Annotated in this window: 16 protein-coding genes; 2 read left to right on the top strand and 14 right to left on the bottom strand. The window is 46.2% G+C overall.

The annotated features are described in order from the left end of the window. Positions 1-31: 31 nt before the first annotated feature. The 3 genes from JJL52_RS20720 to JJL52_RS20730 are packed head-to-tail and all read right to left on the bottom strand — an operon-like array spanning position 32 to position 1,864. On the bottom strand, positions 32-688 hold the full coding sequence (locus JJL52_RS20720; RefSeq protein WP_202054428.1) for a hypothetical protein: 657 nt from the start codon (positions 686-688) through the stop codon (positions 32-34). Continuing rightward, positions 675-821 (bottom strand): hypothetical protein, encoded by a 147-nt coding sequence (locus JJL52_RS20725; protein ID WP_202054429.1) that lies wholly within the window; start codon positions 819-821, stop codon positions 675-677. The genes JJL52_RS20720 and JJL52_RS20725 overlap by 14 nt, the downstream gene beginning before the upstream one ends. Then, entirely contained in the window at positions 821-1,864 is a 1,044-nt protein-coding gene (locus JJL52_RS20730) for a tyrosine-type recombinase/integrase (protein WP_202054430.1), read from the bottom strand. Before JJL52_RS20730 ends, JJL52_RS20725 begins: the two co-directional genes overlap by 1 nt. 409 nt (positions 1,865-2,273) lie before the next feature. Between JJL52_RS20730 and JJL52_RS20735 the strand changes: the two genes are divergently transcribed. Beyond that, positions 2,274-2,459, top strand: coding sequence for a hypothetical protein (locus tag JJL52_RS20735; protein WP_202054431.1), 186 nt, complete (start codon positions 2,274-2,276; stop codon positions 2,457-2,459). 529 nt (positions 2,460-2,988) lie between these two features. Further along, positions 2,989-3,603 (top strand): hypothetical protein, encoded by a 615-nt coding sequence (locus JJL52_RS20740; protein ID WP_202054432.1) that lies wholly within the window; start codon positions 2,989-2,991, stop codon positions 3,601-3,603. 10 nt (positions 3,604-3,613) lie between these two features. On the opposite strand, the gene JJL52_RS20745 is transcribed toward JJL52_RS20740, so the two are convergent. The 11 genes from JJL52_RS20745 to JJL52_RS20795 all read right to left on the bottom strand — a co-directional run bounded on the left by JJL52_RS20745 (position 3,614) and on the right by JJL52_RS20795 (position 13,571). Then, positions 3,614-4,309: a M48 family metallopeptidase gene (locus tag JJL52_RS20745; RefSeq protein ID WP_202054433.1), complete on the bottom strand. Its 696-nt coding sequence runs from the start codon at positions 4,307-4,309 to the stop codon at positions 3,614-3,616. Continuing rightward, positions 4,309-5,616 carry a type I restriction enzyme subunit R domain-containing protein gene (locus JJL52_RS20750; protein ID WP_202054434.1) on the bottom strand — a complete coding sequence of 436 codons (1,308 nt, stop codon included), beginning with the start codon at positions 5,614-5,616 and terminating at the stop codon, positions 4,309-4,311. The genes JJL52_RS20745 and JJL52_RS20750 overlap by 1 nt, the downstream gene beginning before the upstream one ends. A 13-nt stretch (positions 5,617-5,629) precedes the next feature. Then, positions 5,630-7,570 (bottom strand): type I restriction endonuclease subunit R, encoded by a 1,941-nt coding sequence (locus JJL52_RS20755; RefSeq protein ID WP_202054435.1) that lies wholly within the window; start codon positions 7,568-7,570, stop codon positions 5,630-5,632. Positions 7,571-7,627: 57 nt separating this feature from the next. Continuing rightward, positions 7,628-8,557, bottom strand: a complete 930-nt coding sequence (locus tag JJL52_RS20760) for a hypothetical protein (RefSeq protein WP_202054436.1) — start codon at positions 8,555-8,557, stop codon at positions 7,628-7,630. After that, entirely contained in the window at positions 8,554-9,126 is a 573-nt protein-coding gene (locus tag JJL52_RS20765; RefSeq protein ID WP_202054437.1) for a DUF6932 family protein, read from the bottom strand. Before JJL52_RS20765 ends, JJL52_RS20760 begins: the two co-directional genes overlap by 4 nt. Continuing rightward, the gene (locus tag JJL52_RS20770; RefSeq protein WP_202054438.1) at positions 9,123-9,875 is read right to left on the bottom strand and encodes a restriction endonuclease subunit S; all 753 of its coding nucleotides are present in this window, start codon (positions 9,873-9,875) and stop codon (positions 9,123-9,125) included. The genes JJL52_RS20765 and JJL52_RS20770 overlap by 4 nt, the downstream gene beginning before the upstream one ends. 32 nt (positions 9,876-9,907) lie before the next feature. After that, on the bottom strand, positions 9,908-10,390 hold the full coding sequence (locus JJL52_RS20775) for a restriction endonuclease subunit S (protein WP_202054439.1): 483 nt from the start codon (positions 10,388-10,390) through the stop codon (positions 9,908-9,910). Continuing rightward, positions 10,383-11,201 (bottom strand): hypothetical protein, encoded by an 819-nt coding sequence (locus JJL52_RS20780; RefSeq protein WP_202054440.1) that lies wholly within the window; start codon positions 11,199-11,201, stop codon positions 10,383-10,385. The genes JJL52_RS20775 and JJL52_RS20780 overlap by 8 nt, the downstream gene beginning before the upstream one ends. Next, positions 11,198-12,394 (bottom strand): HsdM family class I SAM-dependent methyltransferase, encoded by a 1,197-nt coding sequence (locus JJL52_RS20785; RefSeq protein WP_202054441.1) that lies wholly within the window; start codon positions 12,392-12,394, stop codon positions 11,198-11,200. Before JJL52_RS20785 ends, JJL52_RS20780 begins: the two co-directional genes overlap by 4 nt. Before the next feature lie 78 nt (positions 12,395-12,472). Then, positions 12,473-12,694 carry a hypothetical protein gene (locus JJL52_RS20790; RefSeq protein ID WP_202054442.1) on the bottom strand — a complete coding sequence of 74 codons (222 nt, stop codon included), beginning with the start codon at positions 12,692-12,694 and terminating at the stop codon, positions 12,473-12,475. 139 nt (positions 12,695-12,833) lie between these two features. Further along, on the bottom strand, positions 12,834-13,571 hold the full coding sequence (locus tag JJL52_RS20795) for a hypothetical protein (protein WP_202054443.1): 738 nt from the start codon (positions 13,569-13,571) through the stop codon (positions 12,834-12,836). Between the last annotated feature and the right edge of the window lie 148 nt (positions 13,572-13,719).

Below are 13,719 nucleotides of genomic sequence, written 5' to 3' on the forward strand. Positions count from 1 at the left end.
TCGGAATGGCAGTTTCCTGCCTAATGGCCGTTTACACAAAAATTCTTACACCCTCGGCCTTAACTTTATATTCATCTCTAAAATTTGGTCTTAATGCGGCTATTTCTGCACTCGCATTTTGTCGTTCGAGCGGCGAGGAGTCAGGGGCAACTTTCTTATTACAAAGAGCTATCACATCATCTTTACTAAAGCCAATTTTCGCCAGCCATGGGTTGTCTAGGGCCTCGAAAGAAGCGATGAATTCGTCATCATGCTCTTCTTTATCCCAAAACGTCTGCCCGACTTTGGCTTGGTATTTTTCCGAAAAGTCCGCCATACTTCCACCCTTCTTATTTTTAGATTGGTCTGGGCTGTCTATCGGAAAATCGCTGAGCTCATCTCCTCTTTTAGGCCAGGGCATTTTTACCCAGGGATATGAGTTCAACCCTAATGCAGCGAATATGCGACGAACATCTTCACGCCCAATCAAAATACCTGACATCGGAATGTCATAACCCGTTTCCGTTTTAATAATTTGTTTGCTAAAAAGTTCCATCTCTAGGACGTCAGTATCAAACTGAACATCATCAAACCGAGCATCGATAATTCGTTTCAATGCGCGTTTCACATCGCCATTCGGGATTTTTTCATTATCAAAGCAACAGCCCGGTTCGCTAAAGCGCAATGGCAAGCCTTTATCCAATAGCAAAAAAAATGCGTTGTAATTTACGAATCCTTTGCAGAGTGGGGGGGGAATGCGCCAGTGCGTCTAAAAAGAATGGCAACTTTATAAAGTCAGTCGCTTCCTGAACCTTAATATCGAACAAGGTTTTCGGTTTCATTACACTCCACCGAAAATCTTAGAGTTCATCGAAGCCACAACGTTGCTAACATGACCATCCGATAGATGCGCGTAGCGCTTCACCATTTGCAACGTCTTATGCCCCAGAATCTCGGCAATTTCGGCTAAGCTCGCGCCATTCATCGCCAGATAGGATGCGGTGCAGTGCCTCAGGTCGTGCCATTTAAAATCATCAATTTCAGACGCTTTTAAGGCGATTTCGAAAGGCCGTCGTAAGTCGATAGGCTCGTCCTTATGTCTCTTGCCAGGGAATAGTAAATCAGTATCAAGCCGTCTTACCTTGGCATGTTCGCGCAACAGCTCCAGCGCATGGCCGGACAAGGGAACGCGCCGCCGGTCGCCGTTCTTAGTTTCATTCAAGATGATAAATCCATCCTTTAGGTTCACGTCTCGCCATTTCAGGCCCATTAACTCACCTTGTCGCATCCCTGTAGATAACGCCAGGATGACACAGAGATAAAGCCAAGCGTTCGATGATTTCTTGCAAGCGGTCAAAAGCCGTTCCCGCTCGGTATCGTCCAGAAAGCGAACTCGACCGCGCGGCAATTTAGGACTTTTCACTTTCTTAACCGGGTTATCTTCCAGCCAACCCCAATCATTAACGGCCACTGTAAACGCATGGGACAAGTTTTTGATGTACTTGTCGACCGTGGCCGCGCTTTGGGTCATTTTGCTTTTGTGTTCGGTTATCGCTGCCGGGTTCACGTCTGCAAGCGAACAATGCCCGATAGCTTGCCGCCACCATTCGAGCTTGCTCCTACGTTCTTTCTGCTCTTTTTCGTTGTAGTGAGGTAGGACTTCCGCATAATAGCGGGTCAGCATATCGTTAACAGTATGCTTTTTTGCTTCCGCAGTTTTAAAATGTCGCCCTTCCCGGATGGCCGACTCAGTTGCCGCTGCCCATTTCTTGGCATCGGTCAGTCGTTGGAATGTTGCTGATTGTGCCGGGTATCCTTTTAACCGGACTTTCACGCGGTAGGATATTTCGCCATTATCGGCGATGCGTTTTTCGATGGTTGCCATATCATCCCCTTGGGGCAATGGCGGTATAATTTACAGTAGCCATTGCTTAACCCGTTCTGTTAAGTGGTGGTTAGGGCTTGGCTGTGCTGGTAACACTTCCAGGCCCGTTTTTTTGTCGCAATAATAGTGTACAACAATACCCAATAGCCAGAAACAACGCATTACATATGCGGCGATATATAACTATAACTCATTGTGTTTCCGGTAACATTTTAATGATTAAACTCATGATGGGACACCATTGGGACAATTAGAAATAAAATTGAAGTAAATCGGCTGATTTTTAGCCAGTCTGGGAAGGATAAGCTTTTAGATGAATTTAGCGGTTTTGGCTGGCGCTTCGCTAAGAGATTTTTTCAGGTTTGACCGTTTAAGTCGTTAAGCCTTTCCCATACACGTTCGCTACCGTTTGAATGAACCAGAGTGGACGAATACAGATAATGAAGAAAGCAATGATGGGAGTGGTCGGGATAGGCGCAATATCGATAAGGAACAATCCGAGCAAGCTGAGAAAACACTTTACCCTTGCTTGCCGGGTTTGCTTTTCGGAATCAGTGCTAACTCTTCCTTGAAAGTGATGCTTGTTGCCGTATAAGTCGTCAACCAATCCGATAAACCAGCGAGGCCGTACAATGACGATATACATCCCTATCAAACAGCCTGGAGATACAGGACCGAAACCGATAATGGCAAAGAGAGCGAAAACCGAGAGGCATTTCAATTGCGCCGCATTCATATGAAAAATTTAAATGAGCAATTGAGGAAGTACGCAGGAGAAAACTTCTTAACCTGAAGCGGTCTTGAAGTGCTGTAATTTGTTGCGGTCTGTTATCTTGATGTGTCCCATGAGTGTCCCACGGGCAATAAAAAAGGGCTTGGCGAATCACCTAAGCCCTTGAATTAGTTGGTGGGTCGTATTTGATTCGAACCAATGACAACCGCATTAAAAGTGCGAACCAAACATATTCCAAGCAACTGCATACTACTTAAAACTCCTTATAATCAAAAGCTTATCAGAAATTTGAACAAGTGTAAAGTTGTTAAAAGTAGTATAAAGCAATATAAACTACTGTAGTTTTTACTGTAGTCCTAAACTTCTGTTCGACCTTGGCACTAATGATTAAATGAGCGAAATTTATTTTGAAAAAATTAATCTCAGACCAGACATCTTTCCACTAAGATGGCATTGTAAGAATGTGGAGCGTGATGACGTTGAATGGACTACAGGAGCTATGAACCGAAGCAGTCAACTTATCACAAAATCTAGGTTAAATAGTTCCTACTGGAAAAAAATTAACTTAGACAAGTTAATAGAATCCTACGACGATGCTTGGAATTATGACGATCAGACGATTATTTGTGTCTGGGAAAATTCTCAAAAGGAAAAACAGCCTCCAATTGGCTTTATCTCATTTGATATTGCCTGGAAAGAAACCAAAACTCAAAAAGTCAGCAATTTATTTTTGACAGTAAATTTGATTTGGGTTCGTCCTGATAAACGTGGATTAGGTGGAGTCGCGGCCAGGCATATCGCCACTCACCTGATCTTTTATCTTGAAAACTACAAGCTGATCCCGCCTTACGTTCCAACAGCAGGTGTAAACGTGTTTTACTATGCTGATTTCGATTCTTTGGGGGGAGAGAAACTATCTTATATCATTCAAGAGAGCATGGAAGAAGTCTTGAAAAACAATCAAATATGGAAGATTAATCAACTCGATTTTGATGTTGGAATTTAATTCAACTATTTTAGATGTCCAAAGATACTCCATGCGCCCTAAGCCATCCTTTACGCTCCCGATAGTCCGGCATCACCTTATCTACCTCATTCCAGAAAGCATCAGAATGATCCCTATAATGCAAATGGCATAGCTCGTGAACCACGATGTAATCAATAATGGTTAGGGGTGCCATCACGCACTTCCAATGGAACTGTAAATCACCATTTTTCAGACAGGAAGCCCACCGATAACCTATGTCTTTGATTACGCATTTGCCTGGCTTAACGCCAACCTTGCCGGCAAAATAATCAACGCGGGTTGCAATACGAGCCAATCCCTTCGAGGTATAAAATTCGCGAAAAACCTTGCTTCGCTCATGTTTTGGAATGGTGCGCAGTAGGTAAAACCGCCCGTTTTTCAGTTTCAGCGCTTCGTCCTGTTCTTCGACCATCGAGAGTCTATAGCGACTACCCAGATATAAAAAAGCCTCGCCGTTAACCCATTCCCGCTCTACCCGTGTGGCATTCAGATCGCGCCATTCGGCCAGATTTTTATAAATCCACATCCGTTTACTCAAGACAGTTTCATCAACCTGTTCCGGTGTCATCCAGGCCGGAGGTCGCACGGTAATCGCACCGTCACGCTCAATGACAATGTCAGTGGTTTGCCGGTCAGCGCCAGGCAATAAACGGTACTCAATATCTCTAACCTGTCGGACTTGCATCATCCGCCTCCCGCATGGCCGCGAGTCAGTTCATCATGACGGTTTTTCGCCAGTTTCATTATCTCTACCGCCACCCGCTCCCGGTTCTGTTTTAATTCTGCAATGCCAGTTGTGCTAATTTGATTTTTAATTAGGCCTCGCACTCGTTTCTGTTTATCCGGGTTATGCCAAAAGTCGATACTAGCAATCGTATCTTGCAAAATCTCCACGATGCTTTCCATCAATGTTCGAAACTTGGGTTTATCTTCGTCGGCTACCGACCCACTGGAAAATCCAACCTGCGCGATATATTCATAGAATGTGGTGGCTTCTATACTCATACCGTCTTCGCCTTGACGACGACCGGTAATAGCTTCATTACGCAGTTCAGCCAATTTTTCGACAAGCAACTCCCATTCTTCCTGGTGTTTTTCCAGTAAGGCATCAACCTTCTGCGACAAACTCTTATAAAACGCGGGGTCTTCGTCATGATGCACAGTACAATGCTTACGGATCGCATGCTCCATTTCGCTGGCTTTGGCCTCGCTATTTCCTCCCGCATGTGCAGATAATTTCTCCATAAAATCCCCGGCCAGCAACTCTATCGGCTCGATCTTAGGATTAATGCCCAGGCTGATCAAATGCTCATTGATCAACGACTTGACCTTCTCGCCGGCATCGCCCAAGTCCAAACTACTATCTTTGTACCGTTCCTTGCATACCGCCAAAATATAGCCAAAACGTTTTGCCGGTACTCGGTAAGGCTGCGCCGAACTATGCGGCAAGATAATATCCAAGCTGATCAAAAACTTTTTCAGATAAACTTCAAAATCGGCTCGGTGCTTTTCGTCTTTTAAAGCCTTAACGGCTTGATGCACCACCGCCGCATCGATATCAATATTGGGTAAATTACCTGTCACGAACTCTTTGATCTGACTAATACCCAATTCGCTAAAGTGTTGCAGCAAACGGTAATAGCGCTCTTCCAGCACCGGCAATTCCGAAGTAATGCTTTTTAAGCCATCATGCAATTCCTGCATTTCGTTGCTGGCGGCATACAAGGTCAAGGCCTCGGTTAAATGATTGGCCAGACCGATATAATCGACGATATAACCCCGCTGCTTACCTTTTTTCACCCGATTGGTGCGGGCGATAGCTTGCAGCAACGTATGCTCTCGTAATTTCTTATCAAGGTACATCACCTGCTCATTGGGGGCATCAAAGCCCGTTAATAACATATCGCACACAATCAAAAAGGCGATGCCGGTGTATTCCTTATCCGGATCGTCAAAATCGAAATCTTTGCAAAAGTTATCAACGGCATTCATACGTGCCGCCTGTTTACGAACTTGGGTTAATATAAGCCGGCTCGTTGGTGCCATCCGATGAAACTACGACAGCAGTTTTTAGAAACTGCAACCGCTTGATCAAATCCACATCCGGTTTGGATTGGTTTTGCTCCAGAATAATGCGTTCTTTCAATGCCGCTTCAATGCCAGCCTGATAACGCACGCAGGCCAATTTGGAATGACACACCACTTGGGCTTTAAAGCCATTCGGTAAGATATTGTCGACGTAATGTTTCACCAAATCTTTGGTGATGGCATTGATCCGTTGTTCGGCTTCCAATATATCGCCGGTTGCGCCATATTTTTTCTTGATCGCCAGCAGTTCTTCCTCGCTACGATCCCGAAACAGGTCTTCAAAGGCTACGTCGAACGCATGTTTTTCATTTAACGCACTGTCAGCCGTTTTACCTTCATATAAAATCTGCAAAGTCGCGCCGTCGTTGACCGCATCCCTCAATTTATAAGTATCGATGTACTCGCCGAAGCGTTTATGGGTTTTGCGCTCGCCGTGGCGTTCGGTAATCAGCGGTGTACCGGTAAAGGCAATCCGGGCGGCATTGGGGAAAGCTTCAAATAAGTTATCGCCCAAATCCGAACTCTGGGTGCGGTGCGCCTCGTCTATCACTAAAATGATACGGTCCGACTCATTCACTACGCCAAACGTTTTACCGGACGGCATAGCTTTGTAAGTCCCTAGGGCTTCGGCCAAGGTATTGCTCAAGGTCTGCTTGTGTTCCTGAAACTTATGCACCATCACCATATTGATGTCGGAACTGTCGGTTGCCAGAAAACTGCGCAATTCCTGCCGGCTTTGAATCACAGTCACCCGGCCACCGATCAGGGTCGCGGTTTCACCCAATTGTTCTTCCAAATCCTGCCGGTCGTTCACTAACACGATTTTAAAATCATTCAACTCACGGCTGGCCCGCAGCATTCGGGCTAAAAACACCATGGTCAACGATTTACCGGAACCCTGGGTATGCCAAATCACGCCGCTACGCTGCATTGCCGTTTTGCCGTTGCATAGTCGCTCAAGGATTTTATTGGCGGCACGATATTGCTGATAACGACACACCACCTTGATACGCGGGCCGCTGTCGGTATCCATAAACACCGAGCTGGTACGCAAAATCTTCAGCAAATGGGCACGACTCAACATTCCCGCAATCAGTTGTTGCTGGGCATTCATGCCGGCCAGTTGCCCATCGTCTTCAGGATAAAGGGTTTTCCAGGCGTAAAAGTGCTCCTCGCCAGAAGTGATGGTGCCGTAATCGGCTTGTAACCCACAACTACGAATCAACAGCAAATTGCTGTGAAACAAACGCGGCTCGCCTTCCTTCAATCCGGCTTGCTCAGTAGCCTGACGCTTCCGCAGGTAGCGTTGTAATTGCACGAAGGCTTCCTGCATCGGATTGGCGCAAGTTTCCGAGCCTTTCTTGCATTCCACGACTACCAGCGGAATACCGTTTACAAACAGCACGATGTCGGGAATGATGAAAGCCTTCACGCAACCCGGTGTGTCGATGCGGAACTGGTTAATGGCGTGGAATTGGTTTTTTTCGGGGTGATGGAAATCAATCAGCTTCACCACCGGGTCATTTTCGCCGGTCAGTTCGTTGACATCCACTTGCGCTTTGAATAACAAGGCCTGAATCGCCTCATTGGCTTCCAGCAAGGTACGGTTAGGTTGACGCAAGAGTTGGCTGCGCAGGTCTTCCAATTGTCGGCCAGTCAGCCACTCTTGACCATCTTCGCCGGTATTGATTGCCCGAACCGCCTCATCGAATACCGTCGGCAACAACCAGTGCCGAAAACTTTCCCGCAGACTCAACGTTGCATCTTGTGGTATGGCAGGGCCGTGGTCGATGACCATCCAGCCCAGTGAATCCAACTGTTGCAAAAAGGGTTGTTCAACTTCCGTGTATTCGGACATTGCTGATATTAGGCAGTAGTGGAAATGGACGTGCTATTATCCGCAGATTGCTCGACATTAGTTTTCAGCATTTGGCAACACTTCCCATGCTGGTATGTTGGTTAACAAATAACGCGGTTTACCGTTTCCTACTTGGGTTGTCATGACTGCAATACAAACAGATTGATGAAGGTGCTGATTGATGTCATCGATATTCTGGATTGCCGCTGTTACTTTCCCGCGAATGATTTGCTGATTATCCGCTAACCGAAATTCAAAAGTACGGCTTTGGGGCAAGACACCAACAAAGCTTCCCTCTAACTGTTGGGGCGATTCACGCAGATTTTCCGTGCTGAGCCTTTCCAGACTACTCCGCACCTGACCCACATCGGAAAAACGAATACTTTGTCCCTTATACTGAAGCGCGCAAACAGCCTCGCTATCGGCCAACACTTTCAAAAAAGCGCGAATTTTTTCCAAAGCCCGTGGATCAGTTTCCGAAGCGACATCCGCTAAGTCATCATCACTTTGCAGCGTGCTTTGCAACAAGGCCTGAGTTATCTCTAAAGCAATCGACATAGGGCTTTCATCACACATCGATACTTGAGAACCGCGAAATTCCTCTAATTCAAACCCGAAAGATCCGATTGCCGTATTGGTAATGAGCAATTGATTTTGATCCCGATTCGGAATTGGTCCCATCGAAGCCAGCGGCGCAGCCAAGGATGCCGCTACCGAAGCCACGGCATCCGTAAAACTACTAACGGCTTTCATACCAAAATCCGCAAAGATGCCATGGCTGCCAATGACGGGAACACCATCAAAAGTCAGGCGGGCACGCGCCGGTTGCCATTCTTCTACCGCTAAAGCGGACAACTCCGCCTGCACTTTGCGCAACCGGGCTTCTATGCTCATACGAGTCAATTTTGCATTAGCAGGTGTGTCGGCCAAATCTCTGCTCAGAAAAGCCTGTTCGGCAAGTAATTGCTGGCGAATATCTTGATTCATGACCATGCCCCTGCATTATCGACTCGTATCAAATAGCTTCGAGCCTCCTTATCGTGAATTGGGTTCAAATCAATTTGCAAATAGCCTTTCCAATCCTGGTTACGGCGATGTGACCACATGCTGTACCAGTACGCACTTTTTCTGACCAGATTGTCGGCAGGAAGCAGATTGAGTTCAACCAGATAGCTATCAACCAAAAACTGTTCTTTGACAGCATCATGATTCAACGCCGCCAAGTCGTCATCAGACGGCGCAAAGTCATCGGGTACATTGACAAAAGTAACCACATCAACATCGCGTGGCGCTCTATTTTCCAACCGCTCGACCTGCTCCATAAAACTTCCATCCAGCCATTGAAAACCATCCACAAGCCCTGCATTATGCAGCGCAGCCCGGTAATCCAACAATCCGAGCAAAACCCTGCGGCGCTCAGCCGAGGTTGCAAAACGCATCACCACATCCAGCAAATCCACTAGATAAGGCGAACGTTCGGCACTTGCCGGTTGAACTGGATTAATAGGCGGTAACAGCCCCTTGGCGCTCCATTCCGGGATGGTTACGGTTGTCATATCAGCGCCTCGGGCTCAGGTGAATTTTCAGGTTGAATTTTTACTGCTACTTTACCGGTGAGTAGGTCTTGCATCAATCCTAGTTTTTGTAAGCGAAGCTTTCTGCATTTATTCAGCTCGTTAGCAATATGTCTTTGAATAGCTTCAATTCGTCTACCCATTAAAAGCTGTTCATCCAAACTTGCAATCGGAAACACTAAGTTTTTAAATTCGGTCAATGAAACCCTTTCTCTGGTTCCTTCAATTGAAATTCGCTTAATTGCTTTTCTACCATAAGTTGAATTGAGTTGTGCTGCAAGATATGTAGGATTTATATTCATTCCTGGACGAATTCTTATAACATCTTGTGTAACGATAGCTCTTTCTTCGGAATCATAGACGCAACTATCACATGGGGGCGAGCCGACTTTGGCAACAAGAACATCATCACGTTTTACATTGCAGAATGCTAATTCATTAGCTTTCTGATCAGTAACATGTGAATTAGAAACTCTACTAAAAAATCCAGCCTTAATATCTTGTACATATAAAACCGGAATTCCTTCGGCTCTTAGCTCTGAAGTTAATAAATCGCTTCCGAACGGACCATTGATAATATTACTAGCCCCAACTAAGTTACAAAGCGAAGTCGGAGACCAATCTTTAGGAATCCAGCCTATCGCCGTTTTTTGATACAGCTCCGGCGCTTGTTCGCGGGGTGGGCGGAGTTGGCCGTTGGGAAGTATGCCACGGGTGAACAAATCGTGCATCAGCCCAGCTTTGATTTGCTGGTATTTTTCGATCAGCGCTTCGGTTTTTTCGATGGCGGAGTCGATGCTGGTGAGGATGGCGGCGATTTTTTTTGAACGTCCGAAGATTTTGGATAGCGCAGTCTTAGAATTCGACCGAGATCCTTAGGCACGTGAGGAACACCGGTGCCGGTTCGACGATGCTGTATCCAGGCGAATCGATCTGATAGTAGGAAGAATAAAAACTGCGGCTCTATTTTGTCATTTGGAGAAAGTTTAGAGACAGTTGAGGCAACAACTCCCTGTTTCCCGTAACCCACTAAGCCTGATCGTTCGCCATCCCAAAGCATTAGAGTATCGGTAGATTTGGCGAGAACAGCAAATTTCGTAGAGGCATATCCATCATTACCACCTTCGATTCCAGATGCACCTAGATATGCCACATAGTTATCTTTTATAAATGGCGATGTATCAACTTTTCGGCCCTTTTGAAAAGTAACAAGTTGAGAAAGAGGGGCTTCTATCCATTCACTCATACCCCAACTCCCGCAAAAACGCTTGCAACTCTATCGCAGCTTGATCGCGTTCGGCTTCAATCTGCTTGGCGGTAATGGCATATTTGCCCCACAGGTTTTCAATCGCGGCGATGCAGGCGCGTTGGTCGGCACGCAAATATTGCCGGTAACTATCGAACAGCAATTTGCCCAAACGCTCGACAATCACTAGCCGCGCTTCATCGTTGCTGATTTTCAGGCGCGCCTCTTCCACCAGCTGGTCTCGGCTTTTCTCGGTGGTTTTGATTTCGGCTTTTAGTTTTTTGGCTTCGTCTTCCAGTTTTTTATGGCGGGCGAGTTGCGCTTCAATCCGCTCAGCCTCGCGGCGAAAGTGATCACTATCGCCAAAGCTGCTGTCGCGTTTGGCCAGTTTCATCATGCCCTTGGCTTCTTTGAGATTAGCTTTTAGAGCTTTAACGTCATCCGGCGGCAATACGCCGGTGTCGTCGCTGTCTTCAAAATCTTCTTCGCCGGCTGCGGCAAACAGGGCTTGCAGCTCGGCCAGCCGGCCATGCTGGCTTTCCAGCTTGGCCAATACTTGCGGGAACTGGCTTTGCAGGATATCTTCATCCGGAATCAGTTCCGGTCCCCAACCGCTGGCGGCGATGGATTTAAAATCGGCCTTGAGTTGGTTGTAGTAATTGGCGAATGCGCCGCGTATCTGATAACGATTCAACAGGTGTTGCCCGGCAAAGGTGCGTTCTATGCTGTCCAGCAAGGTGGCGCGCAGGGCATAGACATTATTGGGTTTGCCTTGCTGATTGGCTGCATCCGGTGCCAAGTCTTCAATCAACGGCAAATGCTGGTGCCACCAATTTTGCAGTTGTTCAATAAATTGCGCTTGCCGTTGCAATACGCCGGGGTGCTGGTTGACGTGTTCGGCAATGGCGCGCTTATCCTGAATTGCCAAGGCGAAATCGGCGTAATGGGTAGCGTGTTCGACCATGGCGCGTGGTACAAAGCAACTTTCACACAAGCCCGTGTAGTTTTGCCAAAAATGTTGCAGCGCATCGATTTCAGCAACCGGCACCCCGCCGTGCAAATGCGCTCGCACATCGTGCGGCTCTGGTAGCGGCGCGTTATCGACATATCGGCGGATGTTGCAGTTGTAATCCTCTGCCTGGATTTCGCTAATGGTACACAGCGCGCATAGGCATCCACATCGTGACCAGCACGATAGGCGTGGACGATTTTGTCGATGTCTTCGGGCCGCAAGTGATTTTGCGCTTTCCCTTCGCGGTATTCGCGGTCGGCATTGATAAACAGTACGGCGTTACGTTGGGCTGCATTGGCTTTGTTAATCACCAAAATACAGGCCGGGATGCCAGTGCCGTAAAACAAATTGCTGGGCAGGCCGATCACCGCTTCCAGATAACCTTTGTCGATAAAATATTGCCGCGCTTCGCGCTCTTCGCCGCCACGGAATAACACACCGTGCGGCATCACGGTAGCCATGCGTCCATCCGCTTTGAGGACCGCCAGCATGTGCTGCACAAACATCAAGTCGGCTTTTTTACCTTTTTCCGGCATCCACACCGGGAATCGACCGGGAAACTTGATGTCTTTTTTAATGTAGTTTTGGCTGAACGGCGGATTGGCCAGTACCCGGTCAAAACGTTTGAGCTGGCCGTCGTCGGCTTGGTGTTTCGGCTCGCGTAAGGTATCTTGCTGGCTGATCACGGCGTGGGAAATACCGTGCAGCAGCATGTTCATTTTGCAGATAGACCAGGTGGCGCCCATCTTTTCCTGACCATATAGCGCCAGTTCTTGCGGATCACCGCCGCATTCGCGCAAATAGTCTCGCGCCTGAATCAACATGCCACCCGATCCCACCGTTGGATCGTAGACGCTCATGTTTTCCTGGGGATCGCAGATTTCCACACATACGCGCACCACTTCGGCGGGGGTATAAAACTCTCCTGCTTTCTTTCCAGCTTTATCAGCGAAATCTTTTAGCAAATATTCGTAGGCGGGGTTGTCCCGCATTTTGTATGCGATGCCGACTATCTGTGCCCGAAAATCCCATTCGGTAGCCGGCTCGATGTCATGCGAACCCGCCCGAATTTACGCGCCCCTCCGGTTGATCAAACAGGCGGTAAAGGTGGGTATGTGCACCAGAAACTTTCTGGCGTTGACTTTGACGAAGGCTTCTTTGAAACCATTGGATTCACGGTTCTTGAACAGCCAATTGAATTCGGATGCTTTCAGCGGATTGTCAGGATGAGTGACAAAGGCATCTTTCGGGCAGAAGTCGCCCAAGGTGGTTTGGGTGGGAGTTGTGGTCATAAAAAAGCCTCACAGGTTGTAAAACATCGTGAGGCTATTCTGATAGGATTCGTAGACTATTGCATCTTGCTAAAATCGCTTTTATTAGTTGATTTGCATCTATTGCATTTCGTTAGTTTTTTAAGTGTTTTGCGATATTTTACTCAAAGTTGCTACTAATAGGGCCTAGTAGTGCTTCAAGTCCGGTAAGTTCAAGGTCATCTGGGGGTTTGATGTTTTTTGATTTGTCAACGCTTTCGGCTCGGAATTTTCTATCTATTTCATCATTTATTATTTTTCTGACATTAGCCTCAGTTATAGGATTTTCAAAACTGTCAAAGTTCATTAAATTCATAATAAATCCCAATATGTCTTTAAATTCTATTACTGAGTTTTCCCTTTCCTTTGTCAGCATCTTTTCTGTAAGAAAATACCTCAAAATAGAGGTGATAAACATTCTAGCATTGTACTGTTCATTTATTTTTTTGGAAGGAAAAATATATTCTTCTTCCAAACCTTTGAGAGCAGTTAAATGGTATTCAATAAAATCATGCTGCTTTGAAATTTTATATCCATAAAAAATATCATTGTATTTTTGCAGTTTTTGATAGCATTTTTTTGATACTTCCAGGGCCTTGATTGTGTCTTTGATGTCTTGTTTGAATTCCGCTGGTGTTATTTCCTCAGAAGAATGGAAAAAATTCATAAAGCATTTTGAAATATGCGCTAGCATTTCTTCTTTTTGTTGCATCCTTTTAGCCAAAAACCTTGTCTCTGCTCGTAACCGATCAAAAGAAAGTTTCAGCGAAGCTTTATTTTCTAATCTTCTTGAGTGCTTTTCTAAAACCCTATTCGCATAGACTTTAACATCATAATCGTTCTCAAAAAAAATATTCATTGCGCGATCATAGGATGTCTTGTTTTTTTGAGCAATCCATAGATAAGCCGGTAATTTTACAAAATCATCTTTATAGGCTCTTTTCCTACAACTGGCTTTGTTGCATAAATCCTAATGAGGGCAAAGCTTCCCCTTTTGTATTATTCGG

It is taken from the genome of Candidatus Methylomicrobium oryzae (genome assembly GCF_016745425.1).
In the GTDB taxonomy this organism is placed as follows: domain Bacteria; phylum Pseudomonadota; class Gammaproteobacteria; order Methylococcales; family Methylomonadaceae; genus Methylomicrobium; species Methylomicrobium oryzae.

What these genes read in the sequence shown, in the direction of transcription:
- JJL52_RS20725 (WP_202054429.1), bottom strand. Translation starts at nt 821, where the DNA reads ATGAAACCGAAAACCTTGTTCGATATTAAGGTTCAGGAAGCGACTGAC.
- JJL52_RS20730 (WP_202054430.1), bottom strand. Translation starts at nt 1,864, where the DNA reads ATGGCAACCATCGAAAAACGCATCGCCGATAATGGCGAAATATCCTAC.
- JJL52_RS20740 (WP_202054432.1), top strand. Translation starts at nt 2,989, where the DNA reads ATGAGCGAAATTTATTTTGAAAAAATTAATCTCAGACCAGACATCTTT.
- JJL52_RS20745 (WP_202054433.1), bottom strand. Translation starts at nt 4,309, where the DNA reads ATGCAAGTCCGACAGGTTAGAGATATTGAGTACCGTTTATTGCCTGGC.
- JJL52_RS20750 (WP_202054434.1), bottom strand. Translation starts at nt 5,616, where the DNA reads ATGAATGCCGTTGATAACTTTTGCAAAGATTTCGATTTTGACGATCCG.
- JJL52_RS20755 (WP_202054435.1), bottom strand. Translation starts at nt 7,570, where the DNA reads ATGTCCGAATACACGGAAGTTGAACAACCCTTTTTGCAACAGTTGGAT.
- JJL52_RS20760 (WP_202054436.1), bottom strand. Translation starts at nt 8,557, where the DNA reads ATGAATCAAGATATTCGCCAGCAATTACTTGCCGAACAGGCTTTTCTG.
- JJL52_RS20765 (WP_202054437.1), bottom strand. Translation starts at nt 9,126, where the DNA reads ATGACAACCGTAACCATCCCGGAATGGAGCGCCAAGGGGCTGTTACCG.
- JJL52_RS20770 (WP_202054438.1), bottom strand. Translation starts at nt 9,875, where the DNA reads ATGCACGATTTGTTCACCCGTGGCATACTTCCCAACGGCCAACTCCGC.
- JJL52_RS20775 (WP_202054439.1), bottom strand. Translation starts at nt 10,390, where the DNA reads ATGAGTGAATGGATAGAAGCCCCTCTTTCTCAACTTGTTACTTTTCAA.
- JJL52_RS20785 (WP_202054441.1), bottom strand. Translation starts at nt 12,394, where the DNA reads ATGCGGGACAACCCCGCCTACGAATATTTGCTAAAAGATTTCGCTGAT.
- JJL52_RS20790 (WP_202054442.1), bottom strand. Translation starts at nt 12,694, where the DNA reads ATGACCACAACTCCCACCCAAACCACCTTGGGCGACTTCTGCCCGAAA.
- JJL52_RS20795 (WP_202054443.1), bottom strand. Translation starts at nt 13,571, where the DNA reads ATGAATATTTTTTTTGAGAACGATTATGATGTTAAAGTCTATGCGAAT.